The 26071-nt window shown below is 45.4% G+C and carries 17 protein-coding genes and 1 riboswitch; of the genes, 13 read left to right on the forward strand and 4 right to left on the reverse strand.

Features of this window, described 5'->3' with window-relative positions:
* The first annotated feature begins 74 nt into the window (after window positions 1-74).
* The 6 genes from HMPREF1212_RS20395 (at window position 75) to HMPREF1212_RS20425 (ending at window position 12368) form a co-directional block, all read left to right on the forward strand.
* Window positions 75-590 carry an RNA polymerase sigma-70 factor gene (locus HMPREF1212_RS20395; RefSeq protein ID WP_046150872.1) on the forward strand — a complete coding sequence of 172 codons (516 nt, stop codon included), beginning with the start codon at window positions 75-77 and terminating at the stop codon, window positions 588-590.
* Window positions 591-1355: 765 nt separating this feature from the next.
* On the forward strand, window positions 1356-2330 hold the full coding sequence (locus HMPREF1212_RS20400) for a FecR family protein (protein ID WP_046150873.1): 975 nt from the start codon (window positions 1356-1358) through the stop codon (window positions 2328-2330).
* 242 nt (window positions 2331-2572) lie between these two features.
* A complete protein-coding gene (locus tag HMPREF1212_RS20405) occupies window positions 2573-5866 on the forward strand; it encodes a SusC/RagA family TonB-linked outer membrane protein (protein ID WP_157317083.1) in 3294 nt (1097 codons plus the stop codon).
* Between the two features lie 11 nt (window positions 5867-5877).
* Window positions 5878-7629 carry a RagB/SusD family nutrient uptake outer membrane protein gene (locus tag HMPREF1212_RS20410; protein WP_046150874.1) on the forward strand — a complete coding sequence of 584 codons (1752 nt, stop codon included), beginning with the start codon at window positions 5878-5880 and terminating at the stop codon, window positions 7627-7629.
* A 103-nt stretch (window positions 7630-7732) separates the two neighbouring features.
* Window positions 7733-9682, forward strand: a complete 1950-nt coding sequence (locus HMPREF1212_RS20415; protein ID WP_046150875.1) for a glycoside hydrolase family 97 protein — start codon at window positions 7733-7735, stop codon at window positions 9680-9682.
* 162 nt (window positions 9683-9844) lie between these two features.
* A riboswitch (cobalamin riboswitch) is annotated at window positions 9845-10047 on the forward strand.
* A gap of 50 nt (window positions 10048-10097) precedes the next feature.
* Entirely contained in the window at window positions 10098-12368 is a 2271-nt protein-coding gene (locus HMPREF1212_RS20425; RefSeq protein WP_046150877.1) for a TonB-dependent receptor, read from the forward strand.
* A 697-nt stretch (window positions 12369-13065) separates the two neighbouring features.
* Here HMPREF1212_RS20425 and HMPREF1212_RS20430 read toward each other — a convergent pair.
* On the reverse strand, window positions 13066-15030 hold the full coding sequence (locus HMPREF1212_RS20430; protein WP_046150878.1) for a family 20 glycosylhydrolase: 1965 nt from the start codon (window positions 15028-15030) through the stop codon (window positions 13066-13068).
* Between the two features lie 137 nt (window positions 15031-15167).
* On the opposite strand from HMPREF1212_RS20430, the gene HMPREF1212_RS20435 reads away from it, so the two are divergent.
* The 5 genes from HMPREF1212_RS20435 to HMPREF1212_RS20455 all read left to right on the forward strand — a co-directional run bounded on the left by HMPREF1212_RS20435 (window position 15168) and on the right by HMPREF1212_RS20455 (window position 19545).
* Entirely contained in the window at window positions 15168-15881 is a 714-nt protein-coding gene (locus HMPREF1212_RS20435) for a tRNA threonylcarbamoyladenosine dehydratase (protein WP_028726572.1), read from the forward strand.
* A 6-nt stretch (window positions 15882-15887) separates the two neighbouring features.
* Complete coding sequence (locus HMPREF1212_RS20440) at window positions 15888-16541, forward strand: ABC transporter ATP-binding protein (protein WP_046150879.1); 654 nt, start codon at window positions 15888-15890, stop codon at window positions 16539-16541.
* Between the two features lie 22 nt (window positions 16542-16563).
* Window positions 16564-17934, forward strand: a complete 1371-nt coding sequence (locus HMPREF1212_RS20445) for a sodium-dependent transporter (RefSeq protein ID WP_046150880.1) — start codon at window positions 16564-16566, stop codon at window positions 17932-17934.
* An 80-nt stretch (window positions 17935-18014) separates the two neighbouring features.
* A complete protein-coding gene (locus HMPREF1212_RS20450; RefSeq protein ID WP_046150881.1) occupies window positions 18015-18740 on the forward strand; it encodes a ComEA family DNA-binding protein in 726 nt (241 codons plus the stop codon).
* A 37-nt stretch (window positions 18741-18777) separates the two neighbouring features.
* Window positions 18778-19545, forward strand: coding sequence for an AAA family ATPase (locus tag HMPREF1212_RS20455; protein WP_028726578.1), 768 nt, complete (start codon window positions 18778-18780; stop codon window positions 19543-19545).
* A 2-nt stretch (window positions 19546-19547) separates the two neighbouring features.
* Here the strand turns inward: HMPREF1212_RS20455 and HMPREF1212_RS20460 are convergent, their stop codons facing one another.
* Together HMPREF1212_RS20460 and HMPREF1212_RS20465 are read right to left on the reverse strand one after the other, a co-directional pair.
* Complete coding sequence (locus tag HMPREF1212_RS20460; RefSeq protein ID WP_028726579.1) at window positions 19548-20054, reverse strand: flavin reductase family protein; 507 nt, start codon at window positions 20052-20054, stop codon at window positions 19548-19550.
* A gap of 40 nt (window positions 20055-20094) precedes the next feature.
* The gene (locus HMPREF1212_RS20465; protein WP_046150882.1) at window positions 20095-22422 is read right to left on the reverse strand and encodes a TonB-dependent receptor; all 2328 of its coding nucleotides are present in this window, start codon (window positions 22420-22422) and stop codon (window positions 20095-20097) included.
* Between the two features lie 198 nt (window positions 22423-22620).
* Between HMPREF1212_RS20465 and HMPREF1212_RS20470 the strand changes: the two genes are divergently transcribed.
* A complete protein-coding gene (locus HMPREF1212_RS20470; RefSeq protein ID WP_046150883.1) occupies window positions 22621-24021 on the forward strand; it encodes an alanine/glycine:cation symporter family protein in 1401 nt (466 codons plus the stop codon).
* Window positions 24022-24026: 5 nt separating this feature from the next.
* Here the strand turns inward: HMPREF1212_RS20470 and HMPREF1212_RS20475 are convergent, their stop codons facing one another.
* Window positions 24027-25247, reverse strand: coding sequence for a M16 family metallopeptidase (locus tag HMPREF1212_RS20475; RefSeq protein WP_046150884.1), 1221 nt, complete (start codon window positions 25245-25247; stop codon window positions 24027-24029).
* Between the two features lie 193 nt (window positions 25248-25440).
* Here HMPREF1212_RS20475 and HMPREF1212_RS20480 point away from each other — a divergent pair, with 193 nt between their 5' ends.
* Window positions 25441-26052, forward strand: a complete 612-nt coding sequence (locus HMPREF1212_RS20480) for an SIS domain-containing protein (RefSeq protein WP_046150885.1) — start codon at window positions 25441-25443, stop codon at window positions 26050-26052.
* The last annotated feature ends 19 nt before the right edge of the window (window positions 26053-26071 follow it).

The raw sequence follows: 26071 nt of genomic DNA on the forward strand, positions 1-26071 counted from the left end.
ACTTAATTATTATATTTGTTAGCTTTTAATCATTGATAGGATACAAGGAGAACATAACACAATGGATCTGCGAAATGGCATTAACCGATTCGCAAACGGCACTTAAATCGTTATATCTGGCTTACTTTCAGAGGCTGATGCGATTTACGAAACTTTATGTTTCCTCTTCAGTAGAAGCAGAAGAGATTGTATCCGACACTTTCCTGGCTGTATGGAACAACAGAAAATCACTCTTAAAAGTATCCAATTTCGACTCTTATATTTATTCCATTGCGCGGCATAAAGCTATCAGTTATTATCGTTCCATCCATATGGAGCAAATTGAATTGAATGAAATACCGCTCGATCTTTTTACTCAAACAGATACGACACCGGAAGACGATTTGATCTCGAAAGAAAGGATTAACCAACTGAACAAAGCCATAGACGCCCTTCCTGCGAAATGTAAAATGGCATTCAAATTAGTGCGGGAAGATAAACTCAAATATAAGGAGGTGGCTGAGATACTCGATATTTCCATAAAAACCCTCGAAGCGCATCTGGCAAATGCAGTTAAAAAACTACGCGATTCACTCGCTTCAGAGCAATAAACAAAAAAGCCAGACATAGCAATCAAACCCTCTTATTTCGAAACATCGCGAACCGCGGTGTTCTCTATTTCAAAACTACATTAAACAGGCAAGGCGTACTGTAACGATCAGCGAGCATCACATGAAGATATGGAATGAAATTTGATTGGTTATCAGCTAAAATTGGCTGGTTTATGAAACAAATCATACTGACAAATAGGTTACATTTGCTTCTGAAAACTTATTGGGAAATAAGGGGGTCGGTTAAGTTAGAGAGGGAAAGGCTTGGAGTTAAATCCAAACTTTCCCTTTCATTGTTTTTGTCTCTTCCGTAAAAGTGATATTTTTTCTTCTCATCCAGTAGGGGTATTTATGGATTTCCTGTCTTATCAATAGAAATAGAATTCAAGTTTTTAGCCAATATCTTTACAATATCACTTCGATTTTTCCATTTTTTTCGTTCCTTTACAGTATCAATTACTGTAAAGGAACATTTTTTTCATGAAGCACATAGCAACCTGAATGATTTCAGCAGCAATACAATGGGAGGAAGCCAGCATGACTTATCGATCGGTGTCAACTACTATTTTAATAAATACATATCTTCCCGCCTGAACTATGCACATCTTTGGATGGATAAATACTCGGCATTAGGTAAATGCGGGATTAATATGATGCAACTCAGGCTACAAGTTCGGTTTTAAATAATTATTTCTGTTTTTTTAAACTCCTGTCTAGGGGTTTTTCTCATATGCTGCGACTATAATTATAGAATCAAATGATAGCATGGAGAATAAAGTAGATCATATTATAGCCAGAGTTCTGAATGGGGAAGCCTCTTCGGAGGATATCTTGTTCCTGAGTAAATGGTTGAATGAAGACGATAAAAACCAAAAAGAATTCTGCGAGCTGAAAAACTACTGGAATGCGGAGGTAAACACGCATACCGAAATATATCCGATCGTTTCTGCTGAAAAGTTACAACAAAAAATCAATAACCAGACCAAGCGGACTCAGAGCAGGCAATTACTGAAATCTATAATCCCATTGGCTGCCGCAATAGCTTTACTATTCGCTCTTTCAATAAACATGCTGCTTCCGAAAGAACAGCAACCGCCTACCGAATATTATACATATCTGACCAGCGAAAGTACCGGTAACCTAACGATGGATGACGGAACTAAAATTACCCTGAATAAAAACAGCCGCCTGACCTATTCGAATGAGTACGGAAAAGAGGATCGTTCTGTGAAGTTAACCGGAGAAGCTTTCTTCGATGTGGAAAGAGACTCTCTAAAACCTTTTAAGATAGAAATGGGAAATGCTTCTGTCACGGTTTTAGGAACGACCTTCAATATTAAAACGGAAGAAAAGAGCAACAAAATCACAGCTACACTGATAGAAGGCTCGATCCGCTTCAAAGCGGCTGATCAGAATATCATCCTGAAGCCCGGCCAGCAACTGACTTTCCATCAGAATACCAGCCATATCAATATCGAACACGTAGATACGGATATGTTTACATCCTGGACCAGCGGATTGTTGAAGTACAAATCGATCCCGTTCGTAAAACTCATATCTGAATTGAAGGAGAAGTTTCAGGTGGATATTATCATCCGGAATAAACAGCTGGCCAATCCGGCTCTTGTTGTTTCAGGAACTTTCAGTGAAGATCAGAGCATCGGAGATATACTAAAAGTTATATCGAATAGCCTACCCTTTCAATGGAAAAAGACAGATGATACGTATATTATTAAATAACACAGTTTTCAACCTTTAAAGATAATGCCTATGATACAAAAGAAAGAACATAGCTAACCAAAAAACCGGCCATACAAAAGTATAACCGGTTCTATTCCTAAAATTAACATTGCATCCGCCACTCCGCGACCAAACATTGTGGCGATGCAGATTATTAATCTTTAAATCAATACAAAAATATGGAAAATGTTTCGTATTACAAGTCTTTCCTTTCCAAAGACTTAAAAAAAATCTTTGCAATTATGAGAATCACTGTTCTTTTCCTGTTTACAGTTTTGCTTCAGGTGATGGCGGTAGAGTCGTCTTATTCGCAGTCTGCTAAATTATCGGTTAAAGCAGAAAAAATGTCCCTTGCCGATCTTTTTACACAGATAGAGAAGCAAAGCGAGTTTCTGTTCTTTTATGTCGATAAAGAAGTAGACGACATCCGTGTAAATGTGAAAGTATCCGACAAGCCGATAGAAGAAATTCTCTCTAATGCGCTGAAAGGTACCGGCCTTACTTATATCATCAACGACCGGAATATCAATATTATTAAAAGAAATACTACCCTGCAGCAATCCAGAAAGAGAATAACAGGAACGGTAGTCGATCCGGCAGGCCTTCCTGTCATCGGAGCGAATGTTGTGGAAAGCGGTACATCAAACGGAACTATTACAGATATAGATGGAAACTTCTTGTTGGAGCTGCCGGAAAATGCAACTATACAAGTCAGCTATATCGGCTATAACCCGCAATTCATATCTGTAAAAGGAACATCGACATTCAATATACAACTGGAAGAAGATACAAAGGCATTGGATGAAGTAGTTGTTGTTGGATACGGCGTGCAGAAAAAAGTATCTGTCACAGGTTCATTAGCCACGACAGCCGGTAGCGATCTGGCGAAAGTTCCGACCCCAAACGTAACAAATACACTAGCCGGACGTATGCCGGGACTTGTTTCTTACAACCGTAGCGGTGAACCGGGCTACGACGATGCCAAACTGTTGATCCGGGGAGCCAGTACAACCGGAGACTCTTCACCCCTCGTTGTTGTCGACGGAGTGGCCGACCGTGCAGGCGGTTTCAACCGTATCGACCCGAATGATATCGAAAGTGTCACGATCCTAAAGGATGCCTCAGCAGCCATTTACGGATCACGTGCAGCCAACGGTGTGATACTGGTAACAACCAAACGCGGTAAAGAAGAAAAAGTAACGATCAATTACAATGGAAATGTAGGTATCAGTTCACCGACTATTCTACCTAAAATGGCATCTTCAGCCCAATATGCCGAGTTGTTGAACGAGATCAATCCGAATACTTATTCAGCCGAACAAATCCAGAAATTCAGAGATGGTAGCGATCCGGTCAACTATCCGAATATCGATGCTTTCGACTTGCTGACCCGCCAGGCTTTACAGACACAGCATAATGTATCTGTCTCCGGCGGTAGCAAGATTGTTAACTTCTACGCCTCGTTAGGTTATCAATACCAGGATAACTATTATAAAAACAGTGCAAGTAACTATAATCAGTATAACTTACGTTCGAACCTGGATATAACACCGCACAAGAATGTAAAAATCGGTTTGAACGTTGCTTTCCGTCAGGAAGACCGCAACTCTCCTATTTACGGTTCGGAAGACATCTGGCGTTATATGATCAAATACAATCCGATGGTTAATGTCTGGTGGCCGGGCACCGATTACGGTAATAACGCTTCCAAGCAAGATAACTTCGCACCATCAACAGGTCTGGATAATACGATGGGATACACAAAAGATAAAAAATCATATCTGAACACCGATATCACCCTGCACCTCGATCTACCCTGGATCACGGAAGGTTTATCGATCGATGCCGGTGCTTATATCGACCGCAGCGATTTCTTCTGGAAGAAGTTCCAGCACAAATATAACCTGTATAACTACGATCAAACGAACAACGAATACACAGCTGTCGAACAAGGTTCAAATATTCTCGAACAGAAAATGGAACAAACGCTGGGTATCACCTTCAATGCTCGTCTGAATTATGCCCGTGTATTCAACGATATACACAACCTGAATGTCTTCGTGGCATACGAACAGTACAAAAGCCGTTACGACTATATGCAGGGACGCCGGCAAGATTTCATCTCCACGTCGATCGACGAACTGTTTGCCGGCGACAGCAACAGCCAGACGAACGACGGTACGGCCAAAGAGACAGCCCGTATGAACTATTTCGGCCGTGTCGATTATGGTTTGATGGATCGCTATCTGTTCCAGTTTAACTGGCGTTACGACGGTTCCGAAAACTTTCCTTCAGGTAACCGCTTCGGTTTCTTCCCCGGCGTATCGGTGGGCTGGAGAATATCGGAGGAAGATTTCTGGAAAAATAATATCTCCTGGATGGACTATTTCAAAGTCCGTGCATCCTGGGGACAGATGGGTAACGACAAAGTAGATCCGTTCCAATATATGACAGCTTATGTATTCGACAATCCCGGCATTTTCGGCAACGGCATTCAGAATGGTGTATGGCTGAACCGTACAGCAAACCCCAATATTACCTGGGAGGTAGCCAACACTTACAATGTAGGTATCGAAGCAAAGTTCCTGAATGATTTCAATTTCGAAATAGACTTTTTCAAGACGAAACGTAACAACATCCTGGCAAAGCGTGATGCTGCCATCCCTGATTATGCAGGTCTGACACTACCGGACGAAAATATCGGGGAATGTTCCAATATGGGTACGGAGTTACTCTTAGGTTACACTAAACAACTGAATAAAGACTGGCGTCTGAATCTGAGCGGCAACTTCTCTTACAACAAAAGCAATATCGATTTTATCGACGAGCCATCGACAACGCTCGACTGGCAGCGCCGTACCGGATTATCGATCGGAACGAATGCCGACCGCTACCTGATGTATCAGGCCGACGGTATTTTCCGTACTCAGGAAGAACTGGATGCCTATCCTCACCTGTCGAATGCACGTGTAGGGGATGTACGCTTTGTCGATGTAAATGGTGATAAAGTGATCGACGGTTCCGATAAAGTGCGGCAGGATAAACCCGCCATCCCCCGTATTATGTACGGTATCAATCTAGGTGTAAACTATAAAGACTGGAGCCTGAATATGCTGTTCCAGGGAGCCGCACAGGTTTGGCAGTATACTTTTATGGAAGCCGGTACGATCGGCAACTTTACCCAGGACTTCTATGACAACCGCTGGACAGAAGACAATATCAATGCTAAATATCCACGCACTTATAACAGAGATGCAACCGTAACAGGCGGCGGCGACTTCCGCAACTCATTCTGGTTAAACAACGCTTCTTACCTGCGTCTGAAAAGCGTCGAGTTATCCTACACTTTGCCGCGACAACTGCTAAGTAAAACACCGTTAAGCAATGTCCGCTTCTCTTTAAGCGGCTATAACCTTCTAACCATTACAGGCATTAAGAATATCGACCCAGAAACTGAAGAAAACGATCAGGGATGGGCAGCCTGGAATACCCCTCAGTCTAAAGTATTTAATTTCGGAGTGAACGTAACATTTTAATAACTACTATCATGAAAACATATATAAAATATATCCTGGCAGGGCTTCTCTCAACTTCCCTGTTTCCATCCTGCTCAGACATCCTGGATAAAAAGCCGCTGACAGAGATTTCAGAAGATGACCTATGGAATGATCCGGCACTGGTAGAAGGCTTTGTCAACTCCCGTTATAACCAGGTCGGACATGGCTGGACCGAGTCGATGCAAAGTTCGGCAGTAGATGAAACGGAACTGACCTGGCTGCGTGGTTGTGAGGTAATCAATTTTGCCCGCGTAAGTCCGACCGACTTGGGCCGCATGAATGGTGGCTGGTGGGGCTGGGATAACCGCGGATGGTCTACCAAATGGGCCAATATCTCCAATTGTAATATCTTTTTCGAACGGATCGATGAAGTCCCGTTCACCGACGAAGAGCGTCGAGCCCGTCTGAAAGGAGAAGTACGTTTTATACGTGCACTGGAATACAATGACTTGATTACCCGTTGGGGAGCAATGCCGCTTATCACTAAAAGTTTCACTCTTAACGATGTAGATGAAATCCTGACACTCAAACGTGCTACTTACAAGGAATGCGTTGACTTTATGGCAGACGAACTGACCCAAGCAGCCCAAGAGCTTCCGGCCGCTTACAGTGGCGATAACTACGGACGTGCGACAAGTGTTGCCGCCCTGGCCCTCAAATCACGTATCCTGTTATACGCAGCCAGTCCGCTAATGAACGAGAACGTCAAACTTGAACAGGTAGGTTATACTTCACCCGACCCTGACCGCTGGAAAAAGGCGGCAGACGCAGCCCAGGCAGCTATAGATGCCGCATTGGCAGGAGGTTATGCTTTGTTCAATAACTATTCAGACCCGTCCGAAAACTATCAGAATATATTTCTGGACGCAACTTCTTCCAATAAAGAAGTCCTGTTCGCACGTATGGGTACAGCCAGCAATCTGGGAGAAAACCTGTCCAGTCTCGAACAATGGAACTTCTCGAACGGTTTCGGAGGCTGGGGTGGCAACTGTCCACTTCAGGAACTGGTAGACGATTACGAATTCCAGGATGGAACGGCTTTCGACTGGAATAATCCTCAACACACTTCCGCCCCGTACGAAAACCGCGATCCGCGTTTTTATGCCACTGTATTGTACGACGGTGCATCGTTCAAAGACCGCACACTGGAAACATACTGGGATGTGGATGCCAGCGGCAACGAGGCTGGTACAGGCGGTAAAGACTCCAAGTTTGGCGTAGAGAACTGGAATACTTCCATGACCGGGTATAACCTGAAGAAATTCATCGACGAAACCTATGTCGGCAACTCCTGGAATTTCACTAACAAGAAGAACTGGATCTGGCTGCGTCTGGGCGAACAATATCTGAACCTGGCAGAAGCCCTCTACCATACAGGCAACGAAGCCGGAGCACGCGCAGCGGTCAACACGATCCGTCAACGTGCACAAATGCCGGATATCACCTCTTCCGGCACCCAATTACTGGAAGACATCAAGCATGAACGCCGTATCGAGCTGGTATTCGAAGAACACCGTTACTTCGATGTACGCCGCTGGAAAGAAGGACCGAAGTACCTCGGCCGTACCGTTCATGCCATCACTATCAAAAAATATCCCGACGGGCATAAGACTTATGAGGTAAGTCCTTTGAGAAGCGACGTAGGCGGCAACCGTGTTTTCCAGGACAAAATGTACTGGTTACCGATCATGAAGTCAGAGATCGACAAGAATCCGAACCTGGTTCAGAACCCGGAATATTGATCTTACCCATAAATATACGGAAAGGCATGCCGCTCAAAAGGCAAAGCATGCCCTTTCCTATTGAATAACGAACGTTTTTATTCAAACTACAATTTAGAACAATATGAAGAAATTTCTTATTAGCCTGGCCGTTTTGCTGGCCACATCTCCGCTTTTTGCACAGGATATGGCCGTTTCCGGACCAGACAAGAACCTGACAGTCACTGTAGCGGTAGAGAAAGGATCCCCTGTCTATTCTGTTACCTATAAAGGGAAAGTCATTCTTGAAAACTCTCCGCTGGGCGTTGTTACAAACATCGGCGATTTCAGTCGGGGAATGACATTGTACGGACACGAAACCGGAAGTGTAAATGAAGAATATACATTAAACCGTTGTAAAACCTCGCAGGTTCACTATAAAGCGAACCGTCTGTCCTGTACCTTCGAAAACACCGGCCGGAAGAAGATGGATATTATTTTTCAGGTAAGCAACAATGATATCGCCTTCCGGTACGAGTTTCCTCAATATGGGCATACAGCATGTATGGTAATTGAAAAAGAAGCCACAGGCTTCGACTTTCCTTCCCATACAACTACTTTTCTGTCTTCACAGTCAGCTCCGATGATCGGTTGGGAACGTACCAAACCCAGTTACGAAGAAGAATATACATTCGACGAACCGGTAGGAATGCATTCCCAGTACGGTGCCGGATATACCTTTCCTTGCCTGTTTCATGTAGGAGACAACTGGGCTCTTGTTTCCGAATCAGGTGTAAGCAGCTTGTACTGCGGTTCGCATTTAAGCGAAGGGAGTAAAGACGGGCTTTACAGAGTTGCCTATCCTTCGCAGGAAGAGAACAACGGCAACGGAACAGCTACCCCCGGACTGGCTTTACCCGGAGCTACCCCGTGGCGGACTATCACAATAGGCGATAACCTGAAGCCGATTGTGGAAACAACCATTCCGTTCGATGTCGTAAAACCATTGTACGAACCTTCGCAGGATTATAAATTCGGTCGTTCCACCTGGAGTTGGGTAATGTGGCAGGACGAAAGCATAAACTATGACGATCAGATTAAATACATCGACCTGGCTTCTACTCTGGGATACGAATATGTACTGATCGACAACTGGTGGGATACAAAGATAGGTTACGAACGTATGGCGGAACTGATTAAATATGCCAAATCTAAAAATGTAGATGTATTCCTATGGTATAACTCCAACGGTTACTGGAGCGATGCTCCGCAAGGCCCAAAACAACGGATGTCCACTTCCGTTGCCCGCAATAAAGAGATGAAATGGCTGAAAGAACAAGGCGTGAAAGGACTAAAAGTCGATTTCTTCGGTGGCGACAAACAGGAAACCATGAAATTATATGAAGATATTCTGGTAGATGCCAACGAATACGGCCTGATGATTATATTCCACGGTTGTACACTACCCAGAGGTTGGGAACGCATGTATCCGAACTATGTCGGCAGTGAAGCAGTGCTGGCTTCCGAAAACCTTATCTTCAACCAACATTTCAATGACAACGAAGCATTCAACGCCTGTTTGCATCCGTTTATCCGTAATACGGTCGGCTGCATGGAATTCGGAGGAACTTTACTGAACAAGCGATACAACCGAAACAACGATGGCGGAACAATTCGTATCACAACAGACATATTCCAACTGGCCACCGCCGTACTTTATCAGAACCCGGTACAAAACTTTGCCATCGCACCTAACAACCTGACAGATGTTCCTGCATTCGTTATCGATTTCATGAAGCAAGTTCCGACCACCTGGGACGAGATCTGCTTCATCGACGGTTATCCCGGTAAATACTGCGTACTGGCACGACGTCATGCCGAGACATGGTACGTAGTCGGCATCAACGCAGGCAAAGAAACATTGAAACTGAAAGTAACACTCCCCATGCTGGCCGGACAAAAAGTGACAAAGTACGACGACAATAAAAACCGTTCGCCGCGTATATCAGAGTCTAATGTTAAAACAAACGGTGAGTGCCTACTTGAAATTATACCTGACGGAGGTATTATACTGGTAGGTAGTTCTCAAAAATAAATCATTTCACCTCATACGACTCTAATTAACACAACCTTAACGAATGAGCTCAATGCCAGGCCTGCATCCATCGGATAGATATAGTTTTGGTGTTGGGCTCATCTGTTTTCGGAAATTTCAAATCTTTCTTTATAAATCAATCAAAGAAACAAAATAAAGGATTACTTTTGCGCCCGATTTGGTGATACAGCTACATTCCGTACCTGTATAAAAGGGAATCCGGTTAAATGCCGGAGCAGTGCCCGCTACTGTAACACCCATTCCGAAGAAAAGCATCTCTTCATGCCACTGTTTTCGTTTGCAGGAAACGGGAAGGCGCTTTTCAGGGTGAAGCCAGGAAACCTGCCGGTCAGACATAAATAATCAAGTTTTCCCGGGGTCAGGAAAGCCTTTATTAATTCTTAGAAGAACTTCGATGAAAAAGAAAGTTTCACTTACGGCATTATTATGCTGTATGGTAGTATCTATGTTCGCTCAGATATCATTGAGCGGTAAAGTTGTCAATGCCGAAACAAACGATCCGGTGGTAGGAGCCAATATCCGTATAGACCACAGCCTGGCCGGGTGCACGACCAACGGGAAAGGAGAATTCACCATCAACAACCTGCCGGAAGGCGAACATCTGCTAAGCGTCACACATGTCAGCTTCCTTCCCCAGAAATATACTGCCAATACCGGTGAAAAAGATATCCTGATTAAAATGACCGAAAGCTATATCAACCTCGGACAGGTAGTAATAACCGGAACAGGAACACACCGCCGCATGAGCAACTCGCCCGTTCCTATCCAGGTCATTACCGCCAAAGACCTCGGTAATGCCAACGTGACCAGCCTCGAAGACGCCTTGGTCAAGCTCACTCCCAACGTCACGACCATGACGAACGGCATGGGAACGACCCTGAGCCTGAACGGGATGAACGAAGATTATATGCTACTGCTCGAAAACGGTAAACGACTGACTGGCGACGATCGCTATACCCGTATCAACATCGGGAATGTGAAACGCATCGAAATCCTAAGCGGAGCCGCTTCCGCTCTTTATGGTAGCGACGCGATCGGCGGTGTTATCAACATCATTACCGACGATGCCAAGAATACGGTCAACGTATCCAACTACACTCATTATACCAGCAAGGGACGGTTCAGCGAAAACATCAACGCAGATATCAACTCCGGCAAATTCTCTTCCTACACCTCTTACCAGCGCCGGGAAGCCGACAACTGGCAGGTGAACGACACCGACGAGAACGGATACAAGACCGGCCGCCCGATGTCGACAGGCTTCATATCCGACAATATCAGCCAGCGTTTTGCCTATAACGCAACCGACCGCCTCTCCTTCTATGTACGTGGTAATTACTACAATTACAACACACGCCGTCCGGAAACGGCTACTTATTTTAAAAAAGGTAAAAAGAAGGATGAAGACGGCAAACCGATCTACGAAGAGACGCAAGCTTATACTTACAACATGCTCCACGACACCTATACATACGGTGCCGGAGCCAAATACATGATCAATAAATCAGCCTATATAGATGCCGACTTCTTCGCCGACAACTATACATCCAAATACGACTATTTCCTGAAAAGCGGTGATTTCGAACGTGGAGACAAAGAAACCCGTAAGAAGACAAGATATTATAATGCCACCGTTAAAGGGATCTTCAAACCGAACAGCTGGAACAAGGTTTCTACCGGTATCGAATATATCAACGAGAACTTCAGCAGCGAGTCGGACAATATCAGTTTCAAGAACATGTACACATTCGCCCTATTCGCACAGGATGAAATCACCATCTTAAGGGACTTGCAGGCCGTAGTCGGTGTACGCTACCTTTATAATGAGAATTTCAAGAACTACGCGACACCGAATGTCGCCCTGATGTATAAGATCGACCACTTCAATTTCCGTGCCTCTTACGCAACAGGCTACCGCGCACCGACACTCTCCCAGCTGTATGCCACAGACGAGGCAAAAACAGCGAGCCGTTATACCATCGGCAACCCCAACCTGAAGCCGGAGAAAAGCAATTTCTTCTCTCTGAACGGAGAATACACATGCTCACGCTTCTCGATCGCAGCGACCGGATTCTATAACGATATCAAAGACATGATCAATTATCGTGTGTTGAGTGATGAAGAAATACAACAGATGGGATTGGGTGAGCTGCATGAACAGTTCTCGACCATCCGCCAGCGCGACAACGTAGACCGTTCGAAGATCAAAGGGATCAGCGTCAATGCCAACTTCTATCTGGGTGCCGGACTCACCCTGGGCGGCGGTTATATCTATACCGACACCGAAGCCAAAACACTGGAACACGACAGCAAGACCAATAAGGACGTAGTTGTAATCACCCCCGTAGACAAAAGTGTGAAGAACGCCGCCAATGTACATGCCCGCTGGGATCACGACTGGAACAACTACCACCTCAACGTCAACCTGAGCGGCCATATCCAGGGCGAACGTTATTCAAGCACATACGGTTACGCCCCCAAATACCAGCAATGGGATCTGAACACGCGCCACACGTTCAACCTGGATGCCTTTATCCTCGAACCGGGTATCGGTATCGAGAATATCTTCAACAAACGGGACGACCGCCCCTGGAACAGTAACTTCTCGACCATTAATCCGGGACGCGCTGTTTATGTCAGCTTGGCTGTTAAATTTAAAAAGTAAGACATCAGCTTGTATAGCTACTAGGCTTAACGTCCTTTCCAACTAAACACAAAGTAGGGACTAAGTAATTCAAAGCTCACTATCCATTATTGCCAGGGTGTACAGGGTAATCGACTAGGGTGTACACCTTAGCAAATCAACCTGTACACCTTGTTTCAACAACCTGTACAGGGTAGCAATAAGGAGTGGTAGGCTTTGAATTACTTAGTCCCTACTTTCATATTAAATATAGATAAGCCAAACAATAGTTTCTGCCTATACACAAAGTTGCTTCATTGTATCTGCCACCTATTCTATATAAAATATTAAAAACAACTATCACTACTGTCACTCATCAATAAACGCCAACATAATCAAGGCTTACAGAAGTGATAGTTGTTGTTTTTAACTATCACCACTACTATCACACTATCACCTTGTCTTGTCCTGAAATTAGGCATATATTATTCCTTTCACTCAATTAAAAGACTTATTTTCAGAAACATACAAATCAACCTTACTTAATTCCAGGAGATTAGCACCTTCGACATTCAGACATGAGCATCGTCAATACAGAAGCATAAAACAAGCCAAGACGGGCATTCAGACCTCTATCAATATATTGTTAGCGATACTGCGATGAATAAAATATGAACCAAGAAAACCTGTCCCTATGAAGCAAGTTTTCCTGGTTCAATTCAGTTAATCACAACTATATTTACTTGCAGTAATTCAACACTTCCACATTCTTTACCGTACTCTTGAAATCTCCGGTCTTTTCCAACGGGAATACCAAGGTACGGACATAACTCATCGAGTCCTTTCCGCCGTTGAAGAAGCGTTTCTGGATATTCAGCTCCTCTTGCAGTTTACCGTTGATGTATAAACGGGTAGACTTTTCATCGCCACTGATGGCAACAGATGTCTCCTCTTCAGGATAGAACTGGTAATTGAATGTATTCAGGTAACCGTCGCGGGCAAAACCCAGCTTACCGCTGACCGGATCGGACAGATAGAAAACAGCATCCGGCGAACGGAACAATTCTGTTCCGGGAGTTTCCTTTACCGACTGAACATCAAACGAGACCGTGTAATGGTAACCGATCTCTTTCAATCCGGTCTTTGTATTCGGTGGCAAAACATCCTGGTTGTAGATGGCACGAGGCTTGTTACCCATACGGCCAGCCACGTTTACGCCCGGGCCTTCGCTCAGTTCCATCCGTTGCGTATTGAAGGTTTCATAAGGGACTTTACAATCCTTGCCTGTCCACATCTTCACAGCCAATGTCTGCAAAGCAGGGAAAACACGGTAATGGATATCCTTTGTACTGATGCCGTTGCCCGCATGGTCATTCCATACGGCAAACATTCCACCTTTGATCTGTTTATGTTTCTCGGGGAAAACCTCTTTACCGATATGCGCTGGAGTCCATTCCTTATACAGCATTTCCGTATTCAGATAATCGTAATAATAACCGGCAGCCGGGACGATATACAGATAGCCGTCGGGCACACTCACCAGGTCGTATCCCTGTTTGATCATTTCCTTCGGGTCGGCATAACCGTTATACCAGGCACTCATCAGAACGTTTTTCGATTTGACGGGTGTCTCACCTTTGGCATGGGTCAACGCTCCCCAGACACAAGCCTGCTTGCCGAAGCCTTCAACAAAACGGATATAATGATCGGTGAATTCGCGGAATTTCTCTACTACATCCTGCTTCTTATTCGAATATTCGTCTGTCCCGATATGTACACGTTTTCCGATAAAGACAGGATTACGGCCTTCCAGATATTCGCGGAAAAGACTGTCGACAAACTGGTAAGTTTCCGGTTTGAACAGATCCAAGTGATCCATACCGTATTCCGCGCTACCGATCTCCGGACGGTAATGTGTCAATGCCAGCGAATGGGCGGGAACGTCTATTTCGGGGATGATCTCCACGCCGAGGCTATCCGCCATCAACTGGAAATCGATAAATTCCTTCTTCGTATAATAACCGTCGCGGGCAGTCAGTCCCGGGAAGAATTCGCTTTCCAGACGGAATGCGCCATAGGTCTTGTTCCAGTCGTGTTCGAAGTATTGTTTGAAAGCGTTATCATTCAGGTGAACCTGCAACGTATTCATCTTATAATAAGCCATCATCTTTACATAATCGCGCAGGAAATCCATCGGGATAAACTTACGGCCGCAATCCATCATAAAACCACGGATGGCATAATCCGGATAATCACGCATCGAACCTTTCGGCAAAGCCTGGTTACCATCCTGTTCCGTCATTTGAAGAATAGTACGGGTCGCCCAGTACAGACCTTTTGCTTTAGGAGCCGAAACGGTTACACGGTCGGCAATTTTCACGGCATAACCTTCTTCACCCAATTGTTTGTCTCCGGATAAGGAGAAAACGAAATCACCGGCGGAAGCTCTACCCTGTACGACTGTCAGTCTACGTCCGAACATCGTTTCGTAATCATCGGCAAACTGATTGGCGATCTTGTCGATGGCCGGATCTTTACCTACACAGACAATGCGGGAAGTCGCGGAAGGAGTAAACATTCCCTGTCCCCCTCTCCATTCCTGCAATTCGGGTATTACAAACGGTTTTTCGTTATTAGCGGCATAGCCTTTACCCACAAAGAGCGTACATGCCACCATCAGCATTAAATAGCGTTTTATATTCATTGTATTTTAAATTAAGCGCACAATATTACAGCTTTTTAATCATCCTTACAAGCTTAAAATGAAGGAATAGTTAAAAGATAACTAATTAAAAGGCGGTTTCTGAATGATTTATTACTTTTGTGCTCAAAAACATATTAATGAGTTACAATTGGAACACACGGACGGAGTTATTACTGGGGGCCGACCGGATGGAGTATTTGTCACATTGCCATGTTTTAGTCGTAGGATTAGGGGGCGTCGGAGCTTATGCCGCCGAACAGATTTGCCGTGCCGGGATAGGACACATGACAATCGTGGACGCCGATACCGTAAATGCCAGCAATATAAACAGACAGTTACCGGCATTACATTCCACCATCGGAATGCAAAAAGCCGAGGTGGTAGGACAACGCCTGCTGGACATCAATCCCCGTTTAAAGCTGACCGTGCTGAACGAATTTTTGCGTGACGAGCGGACAGAGGAAGTATTATCTGCAACAAAATACGATTTCATCGTGGATGCGATCGACTCACTCAGCCCGAAAGTCTATCTTTTATACTATGCCAACAGACGCGAGATCCCTATCGTCTCCTCTATGGGGGCAGGTGCAAAGGTCGACCCGTCGCAGGTTAAACTGGCCGACATATCCAAAACCTGCAACTGCGCACTGGCGAAAGCCGTACGCAAACGGCTCAGGGGACTGGGATTGAATAAAGGTATTCCGGTTGTTTTCTCAACAGAGATAGCCAACCCGGAAGCCGTAGTGGAAGTAGAAAACGAACAGTGCAAACGGACAACTACCGGGACAGTTTCTTATATGCCCGCCATATTCGGCTGTTACCTGGCATCGTATGTAATAAGAAATATATAATCAGGAATGATACAGACACAAGGAATTACCAAGAGTTTCGGCAACTTACAGGTATTGAAAGGCATCGACCTTACGATCAATAAAGGTGAAGTGGTAGCCATTGTAGGCCCCAGCGGAGCAGGGAAAACGACTTTATTACAGATCATCGGGACATTAGACACTCCGGATGCGGGCAAACTGTATATCAACGAGACTGAAACCGGTAAACTTTCCGAAAAGGAACTGGCGGCTTTCCGCAATAAGAACATCGGTTTTGTATTCCAGTTCCACCAGCTGTTGCCCGAATTCACCGCATTGGAAAATGTAATGATCCCGGCATTGATTGCCCGCGAGAAAGCATCCGACGCCGAGAAGAGGGCAAAGGAAATACTCGATTTCCTGAAACTGTCCGACCGTATGACGCATAAACCGGCCGAGCTTTCGGGGGGAGAGAAACAGCGTGTGGCTGTTGCCCGCGCATTAATAAACAACCCGGCAGTGATCCTGGCCGACGAACCTTCAGGCAGCCTGGACACCAAAAATAAAGAAGAATTACACAGCCTCTTTTTCGAATTGCGCGACCAGATGCACCAGACTTTCGTTATCGTTACCCACGACGAACAGCTGGCATCGAATACGGATCGTGTGATCCATATAAAGGACGGGGTTGTTTTAGGATAAGTATAAACAAGTAGAATTATTTATGGCAAACAAAGATAGAGTAACTTTTGGTAGTAAAATCGGAGTGATATTGGCAACAGTAGGTTGCGCCGTAGGCTTAGGTAGCATCTGGCGTTTCCCTTATATGGTGGGAGCCAACGGAGGGGCGGCTTTTCTGTTGGTATTCATGATATGCACTGTCCTGCTCGGCCTTCCGATCATGATTACGGAATTCTTCATCGGCCGCCATTCGCGCAGTAATGCTGCCGGGGCTTTTAAAAAGCTGGCTCCGGGCACCCAGTGGTCTTTGATCGGTTACAACGGTGTGCTGGCGGCTTTCCTGATATTGGGTTTCTATTCCGTAGTTTCCGGCTGGACTTTAGAGTATATCTGGCAGGCTATGACCGGTTCGCTGGCCGGAAAAACAACGGCTGAATTCACAACCGCCTTTGAGACATTTTCATCGAGTGCACTTCGCCCGATAGGTTGGACAATCGCTTTCATCGCATTGACGCACATCGTTATAGTGTCCGGAGTAGAAAAGGGGATCGAAAGGGCTTCCAAAATTATGATGCCGGCGCTCTTTATCATACTTCTCATATTATGTATTCGTTCCGTCACTCTCCCGGGTGTACAAGAAGGGCTTTCTTTCCTGTTCAAACCTGATTTCGACAAGATAACTTCTTCCGTCATATTAAGTGCAATGGGGCAAACGTTCTTTTCATTAAGTATCGGTATGGGATGCCTGATTACTTACTCCTCTTATTTCGGGAAAGATACGAACCTGCAATTAACGGCTGTACAGGTCACCGTATTGAATACGCTGGTGGCATTACTGGCCGGTATCATGGTGTTTCCTGCCGTATTCAGTTTCGGCATCGAACCAACGGCGGGCCCGGAGCTGGTATTTATCACACTCCCGAATATCTTCGAACAGTTGCCGTTTGGCAATATCTGGTCGTTCATATTCTTTATCTTGTTGGCTTTGGCCGCCCTGACATCTACTATCTCCCTGCATGAAGTGGCTACGGCTTATGTGCACGAAGAATATCACATGACAAGAAAGAAAGCTGCCTGGATCGTTTCAGCAGGTGTCGCTGTCATCGGAGCGGTTTGCTCACTCTCTTTCGGCTTGCTGAAGGAATACACGATCGGCGGCCTGATCATTTTTGATGCATTGGATTATCTGACCGCTAAGATTATGATGCCTCTCGGGGGGATGATGATCTGCGTTTTCGTTGGCGTACGCATTGAAAAGAAAGTGCTAAAAGCCGAACTAACCAATAAAGGCACCATCACTTTCTATTTCTTCAACGCATACGCATTCTTCATAAAATACATCGCCCCTGCCGCTATCGGCCTGATCTTCCTGAACGAACTGGGACTGATCAAAAAGATCATCTCCTTGTTTTGATAAATAAAAGGTATAAGTTACTTGCTTATTTACAGGTAACTTATATCTTTGCAAAAGTTTAACATTAACAATACCGAACTATGAACTGGCGTGATTTATTTTATTTCTCCCAAGGAGAACGCAGAGCCTTGACTCTCCTGCTCTGTCTTATTTCTATTTCCTGGATCATTTTATTATTGACAGACAACAAACCGGAACAGATCCCTAAAGAGAATGCTCTGATCATTGAACCGGCTAAACCGGCTCAAACAATCGCTTCAAACAGGCCGGAGCCCGAGAAGGCCAAAACACCTGCATCCGAAAGAAAAAACAATTCCTTCCGGGAGAAAAAGGAATTTCATCCGAGAGGAACTCCAAACATACCCGGAAGAAAGACTTTCCCAAAAACAGAGAAATATCCAATCGGAACAGTGGTCGAGTTAAATACCGCCGATACAACTATTTTGAAGAAAGTTCCCGGAATAGGAAGTACTTTTGCCCGCCGTATCATCAAGTATCGGGATCTGCTGGGCGGCTTTTACTCTGTCTCCCAACTTTGTGAAGTATATGGGATCGATGAAGAACGGTATAATGCGATGAAATCGTGGTTTTCGGTAGATGTGGAAAGTATTTGTGAATTATTTGTGAACCAGGTGCCAATCAAAAGCCTGTACAGACACCCTTATATAAGCAAACAACAGGCAGATATTATCGAACAATTACGTAAACAGAAAGGAAAACTCTCCGGTTGGGAGAACCTGCAACTGCTGGAAGAATTCACCGAAGCAGATAAAGAAAGGCTGACTCCTTATCTGTCATTTGAATAAAACAGGAAGTTTATCTACATTTGTAAAAAAGAAAGCTATGATTTACCTCAAACAAGTTCAATTGCTCAACCCTGAAGAAGTAGAAGGGCCGCTGGAAGATCTTAAATATCCGTTTAAGGCCGCAGCAGTACGACATATAGACTCGATCGTATTCCGTAAACCCGTCACTTTTCTGGTCGGTGAAAACGGAGCCGGCAAATCGACCCTACTGGAAGGGATCATGTTCAAATACGAAGAACGGGATGAAGGCCAACAAGGTATGCTTTACGACGGCGTGGAAGCATGGAAATCATATTCAAACGTCCTGCCGCAATGTATTCGCCTGATTGAGGAACGGAAACCTTTCGACCATTTCTTCTTCCGCGCCGAGTCATTCTTCGACCATGCAGCCGAAATAGATGCCAAATCGATGAAAGACATACTCAAATACGGACGCGATTATTCGATGGGAGCTTACGGAGGACACCGCCTGCTGGAACAGTCGCATGGCGAAAGCTTTCTCAGTACCTTCCTGAATTATGCAGGAAGAAACACGCTCTTTATCCTCGATGAACCGGAAGCAGCCCTTTCACCTCAACGGCAACTGGCATTATTAGTCCGTATCCGTGAACTGGTTGAACAAGGCTGCCAGTTGATTATCTCCACCCACTCGCCCATTATCATGGCTTATCCGGAAGCGGATATTTATTCGATCGAAGAGGACGGAGCATATATCACCCCGTATGAGGAAACACAACATTACCAGTTAACGAAGTATTTCCTGACTCATACGGAGCAAATGCTCAGGGAACTGGGAATAAAGTAGAATTACTTTTCCCAGGCATTTACGATCTCTGCAACATAAACGTTATGCGGATTACCAGCCATAGCGCTGTACCATTTTTCAAACAATGCCGGATCGACGAAAGAATCCTTATCCATCTTGGTCACATAAAGAATCTTACACTCCAATGTCAACCGGGATTCCTCAAAACAAGGGTTTCCTTGTTCGGTGAAGCAGGGAGTCAGCCCCGTTGCCGCCACTTTATCTATATCGCGGCCCGACTTGGAGCCACAGATCTTATGGGCTGCCTTGTGCTCCTCACCTAGGAAAGAGAGCGTAAAACTTCCCTTTTCATCGATGAATTCGCGGGTATAACGCTCCGGGCGGACAAATACGAATACCACCGGTTTGTTCCATAGGAAACCGACACCGCCCCAACTGGCTGTCATCATATTAAACTTCTCCTTGTCGCCGGCACTGACCAGCATCCACTCTTTCCCGATAATTTCAATAAAGTTATCCTTTATCAGATTGGGTTCAATTGCTTTCATACTCTATACGCTTTAATTTCCTCCAAAGATACAAAGAATATCATTTACCGGTACTCATTACACCGGAGTCGTTGTCGGCATTGTTCAGACGCTTCTGCCCGGCTTTATAAGTACGGCCGAAAGAGAAGTTATACGTGACGGAAGCGACGAACAGACGGGAGCTTTCCTTGATGTACATCGCTTTCTTGTAGGAAGCATACTGGTTCCAGTTCTCTGTCTTCACCTTATAGTTATCGGAGAACGGGTTGAATGCACCGACACCCAGCGATAAATTCTTATGGCTGTAACGCACCATGAACAGCTGGATATTCTCGCCTCCTTCCAACGTTTCGCCCCAGAACCAGTTCCAGTTCGTATTCATCTGATACATCAGCATGAACTTCTTCCAGGTAAGCGACGCCTGTGCTTCACAATACCAGTTGGTATAACGGTGGGAATAAGTATTCCCGTTACTGATATAATGGTTTACACCGCCGGTAAAAGAGAATTGCAGGATATCTTTGATCGGCCCGATACGGAACATGGCGGAACCGGTCACACGCTGCCAGTTTTTCTGGTTATTCCAGGTTTGGATGATCTTGTTCCCTTCCTGGTATTTCTCATCCATAATAGGATTAGGCAGATATTCGTACGCACCGTCGAGGTTCGTATAGAAGATGCCTTTCTGATATTCGTAAGTAAGTGCCAGACGGTAGCGCATATAGGCTTCCAATTGCGGGTTGCCGCGTTGTAGCTGAAGGGAGTCGATCACCTGTTCGATCGCACTCAGGTTACCCAGGGAAGGAGAAGAATTACCTACATAACCTCTCAGACGGAGAAATGACTGTCCGGGCAAAGCGTATTGCAGAGTAAAACGGGGATTAAAGGTATAATACTGGTACGAGTCGTCCGTCCCTTCCTGTTTGTAGAATGAACGCGATACGCCGACACCCAGCGTATAATCCAGTTTCTTAACCTTTCCTTTAAATTCCCCGTAAAGGAAGCTTTCCGATTGATCCATGTGTGTATCATAATCATGCCCGTTCCGGTATTCGTTATCGGAGAAAGATTGTGTGTGACGGATACCGCCGCTCAGACGATTTCCGTTAGTCAGCTTCTTTTCATAGATCGCTTCACCGATCAGGGAATATTTATTTCCGGAAACACGGTTATTGATATCCGTCAGTAATTCCTCACCCCGGCTTTCCTGGTAGAAACGATGGGAAGAAGTGCGGTTGTAAGTTCCCACCACGTTGAACACCAATGTCTGGTCATTCTTCAGATTACGCTGGTAATATAAGTCCAGAGCCGGAACCTGGTTATCGCTGCTATTCAGGTCGACCATATCTACATAATCCGCTGGATTATCCTGGTTAGATAAAACCCCGCGATAATCCCAGTGCGGCTGATGGTTATTCCAATAACGGAACGTAGCGTTGAACAGATACTTTTCAGGATCCTGCACACTGTAATTCAGGTTCAGGTTATGCATGAACATACGCCCGTGTGCAGGGTCACCCTCTTCTTTCCGGTGTAATACAGTGCCGTCGGCCAGATGGAATATTTCTTCATTATCTCTGGAAAGGCCATAGAAATCGCGCGGCCCGATCCGGTAAGAAGCACCAAACTCCGATTTCTTATGATTGATCTTTCCTGAAACCCGGTGTTCTCCCCATAAAGCATTCAGTCCCTGGCTCATATCCACACTGAGACTTCCTCCCGTTTCAGGCCGGCGAACGATATAGTCGAGTACGACTTCGGCATTTCCATAACGCAAACCCGGATTATCATGGAATTCGATACGAATAATATCAGCAGGTAACAAGGATTTGACTTCATCCAACTCCACCTTCACTCCATTGATGCGTAGCTGAACTTCTCCATTTCCCGGTACTTTAATCTCGTTCGAGATCGGGTTTACCGTTATCTTCGGCAACATCAACTGTTGCAACAAATCCATTCCGTTAGTAGATGCTTTTACCTGACGGTCGGAAGGAAACACCAGTTTACGGTCGGAGCGGCTACTCGTGTTGGAAGCACTGACGGTTACACCATCCAGTGAGACGGCCGCATCTTCCATAGGGATATCATTCAATGTTATACTCTTATTAAATCCCTTCAAAGCAACATATTGCGTTTCGTACCCCAGGCTGGAAATAGCCAGCAGGTAATCGCCCGCCTTTACCTTATCCAAAGCAAAATGCCCCTTTTCATCGGTAGTTGTTCCGGTTATAAAGACAGAGTCTAGCGTTTGTAGAACCACATTGGCAAATTCAAGCGGCTCTTTATTCCGGCCGTCTTTCACCAAACCTTTTATCCCTAAATTTTGAGCAAAAGCTCCCTGCATCATGCAGCCGAGCAGCATGATCCCGAATATAATCCGTTTCATAAGTTTATTGTTTATTTCTTTCCGGCAGGGTGGCCTATCCTGCCTTTTTGTTTGTTTCTGCTAGTAAGACGAAACAACCCGGAAAAAGGTTACACCATTCAGCAGGAAAAAATGCAACTATTTTTTCACACCTGTTTAACATCTTAATCTACAGAATAAAAGAAAACCTGTATCTTTGAGACAAAACGAACAAAACACATGGATATATTAAACACCTGGATTAGCGCCATCAACGATGTATTATGGTCGTACATACTAATAATCATGCTGTTGGGCTGTGCAATATGGTTTACCTTCAAAACCCGTTTCGTACAGTTCCGCATGATTAAAGAAATGATAAAATTGCTTGGCGACTCCACCGGAAAAACTAAAAACGGTGAAAAACATATTTCTTCCTTCCAGGCTTTTGCGGTTTCATTGGCCAGCCGCGTAGGAACAGGCAATCTGGCCGGAGTAGCCACAGCAATTGCAGTCGGTGGCCCGGGTGCCGTATTCTGGATGTGGATCATTGCCTTATTCGGAGCTTCCAGTGCATTTGTCGAATCCACACTGGCTCAACTGTACAAGAAAAGAGGGAAAGACTCTTTCATCGGCGGGCCTGCTTATTATATGGAGCGCGGACTTGGATTACGATGGATGGGCGTATTTTTTGCCGTATTGATCTCTATCACGTTCGGCTTTGCCTTTAATTCCGTACAGAGCAATACGATTTGTGCAGCATGGGAAGGAGCATTCGGGTTCGACCACCGGATCATCGGCGGGATACTGACCGTACTCACTATCCTGATCATTTTCGGAGGTATTCAGCGGATCGCCAAGGTAAGCAGCATTATCGTTCCGGTGATGGCTCTCGGATACGTTGCGCTGGCATTAGGGATCGTACTTTTCAATATAGGAAAACTTCCGGCTGTACTGGAACTGATCATCGGTAATGCTTTCGGTTGGGAACAGGCTCTCGGCGGCAGTATCGGAGCAGCACTGATGCAGGGAATCAAACGAGGATTGTTCAGCAACGAAGCCGGTATGGGTTCCGCCCCGAACGTGGCCGCAACAGCAGATGTTTCTCATCCGGTCAAACAAGGCCTGATCCAGACATTAGGCGTTTTCACCGATACACTGATCATCTGTACTTGCACGGCTTTCATCATCCTTTTCAGTGGTGCCCCACTCGACGGAAGCGTGAACGGCGTGCAACTGACACAACATGCCCTGACCAATGAGGTAGGAAGTATCGGCAGCATCTTCGTCGCTGTAGCCATTTTGTTGTTTGCATTCAGCAGTATTATCGGTAACTATTATTACGGAGAGGCCAATATACGGTTCGTCACCCAAAAGAAAAGCGTATTGCTCACCTACCGTCTGTTAGTCGGTGGAATGGTGATGTTCGGTGCTTTGGCAAGCCTCGACCTGGCCTGGAGCCTGGCCGATATAACAATGGGATTGATGACGATCTGCAACCTGATTGCCATCTCCCTGCTCAGCCGCCAGGCATTCCTCTTACTCAACGATTACATCACCCAGAAACGAAAAGGAATAGCAAGCCCCGTATTCACAAAGGACAGCATCCCGGAACTGAAGGACAAGGCGGAATGTTGGTAAACTTCTTACTGATAAATCAGGCTAAACAACCGCTCCGGTGCAAATACCTCATTCGCCACTTCCTGTATCTCTTCGGCTGTCAGGCTTTCGACCTTGCTGAAAACTTCCGGGAGGGTATCATAGCGGTTGTAGTGGAGGAAGCTTTTTCCCAGTCCGAGGAAAAGCCCTTCTTTGTTATCTCCCGAAACACCCAGCTGACCGATTACCTGTTTCTTGGCAGCAGCCAGTTGTGTAGCGGACAACTTAACGTCACGTATCTTACCTAACTCTTTATGAACCAGCTTCAGCGCTTTCTCCATATTCTTCGGATCGGTACCGAAGTAGATGCTGGCTAAACCGGTATCGGTATAAGAAGTAACATTCGATTCCACATTATAAACCAATCCATGCTTCTCACGGAGTGATACATTCAGGCGGTTGTTCATGCCCGGGCCACCCAACATATTATTAAGCAGGAATAACGGTATCCGTTTTTCATCATGCATACTATAAGCGCGGCTACCGATCAGTACATGTGCCTGGTGCGTATCCTTATGCACCTTCTTCACACACGGAAGGATTTCGGCAGGCGCCACCCGGTTGCGGGAAGCAATCGGGAAAGCGATATCCGACAACAGACTTTCCGCCAGTTTCACGATCTTCTTAAAGTCCACGCGCCCCATCGAAAAGAATACCATATTCTCCGGTGCATAGAAACGGCGCATGAACGAACGGCCCGATTCCGAATTAAAACTCAGCAGGGAAGCCTCGTCTCCCAATATATTATGGCCTAAAGCATGTCCGTCATAAAGTAAATTCTCGAATTCATCGAAGATAAGTTCGGAAGGGCTATCCTCATACGAATTGATTTCATCCAGAATCACATCCACTTCCTTCTCGATCTCCTGCTGCGGAAACTGGGAGTGGAAGATCAGGTCAGTCAGCAGTTCGAAAGCACGCTGATAATGTTCTTCCATAAAGATGGAATAAACAAATGTCTCTTCCTTGGTGGTATAGGCATTCAATTCGCCCCCTACATTCTCCATTCGGTTCAGGATATGCCAGGATTTACGCTTTTCGGTGCCTTTAAACATCATATGTTCTACGAAATGCGCCAGGCCGAACTCGTTCGCTTCTTCGTCACGTGTTCCGGCATTGACAGCAAAACCACAGTATGAAACCGGCGATTCCATCGGCAGGTGTACCATACGAAGACCATTAGGTAAGATATGTGAGAAATAATGCATTGCTTCTTTTTGCTTAATTGACCCGCAAAAGTACAACAAATATTCGATAACAGATAATTATCTCTGCTTTAGACAAAGTCACCGACTGAAACTACATACCTGCGTTAAAAAAACAACGAGATACAGTAACCAACCGATTAAAATCGTATTTTTGCAAACTGTTAGAGATTATTGTATAATTAATAAAGTATCTATGTCAAACGAAGCAATCGCCTGCATCCTGCAGCAGGAAGCTGCAGCAGTCCTGAATATTCCCGTTAGCTCCGGCTATGAAGAAGCTGTAACCCTCATTGTAAAACATGTTCACGAACTGGGGGGGAAACTAATCACCAGCGGAATGGGGAAAGCCGGGCAAATTGCAATGAATATTGCCACAACCTTCAGTTCCACAGGGACACCCACCTCATTCCTACATCCCAGCGAAGCACAACACGGCGACCTCGGGATTGTACGGAACAACGATATCATGCTGCTGATCTCCAATTCCGGAAAGACACGCGAGCTGATCGAGTTGGTAGACCTGACCCGCGGACTCGTGCCGGATATGAAATTTATCGTTATCACCAGCAATGCAGACAGCCCGCTGGCCAAAGAAGCGACCGTACAGTTGCTTACCGGAGCCCCCAAGGAAGTTTGTCCGCTGGGCCTTACTCCTACCACTTCCACGACTGTGATGACAGTTATCGGGGATATCCTGGTAGTCGGTACGATGAAAAGGATCAATTTCAGCAATAAAGATTATGCGAAACGCCATCACGGCGGTTACCTCGGTTCGAAAAGCCGTGAACAGAGCAAGCACGAATAGTCTATAAACAAACCAACAT

The sequence above is a fragment of the Parabacteroides sp. HGS0025 genome (assembly GCF_000969845.1).
GTDB classification, from domain to species: Bacteria; Bacteroidota; Bacteroidia; order Bacteroidales; family Tannerellaceae; genus Parabacteroides; species Parabacteroides gordonii.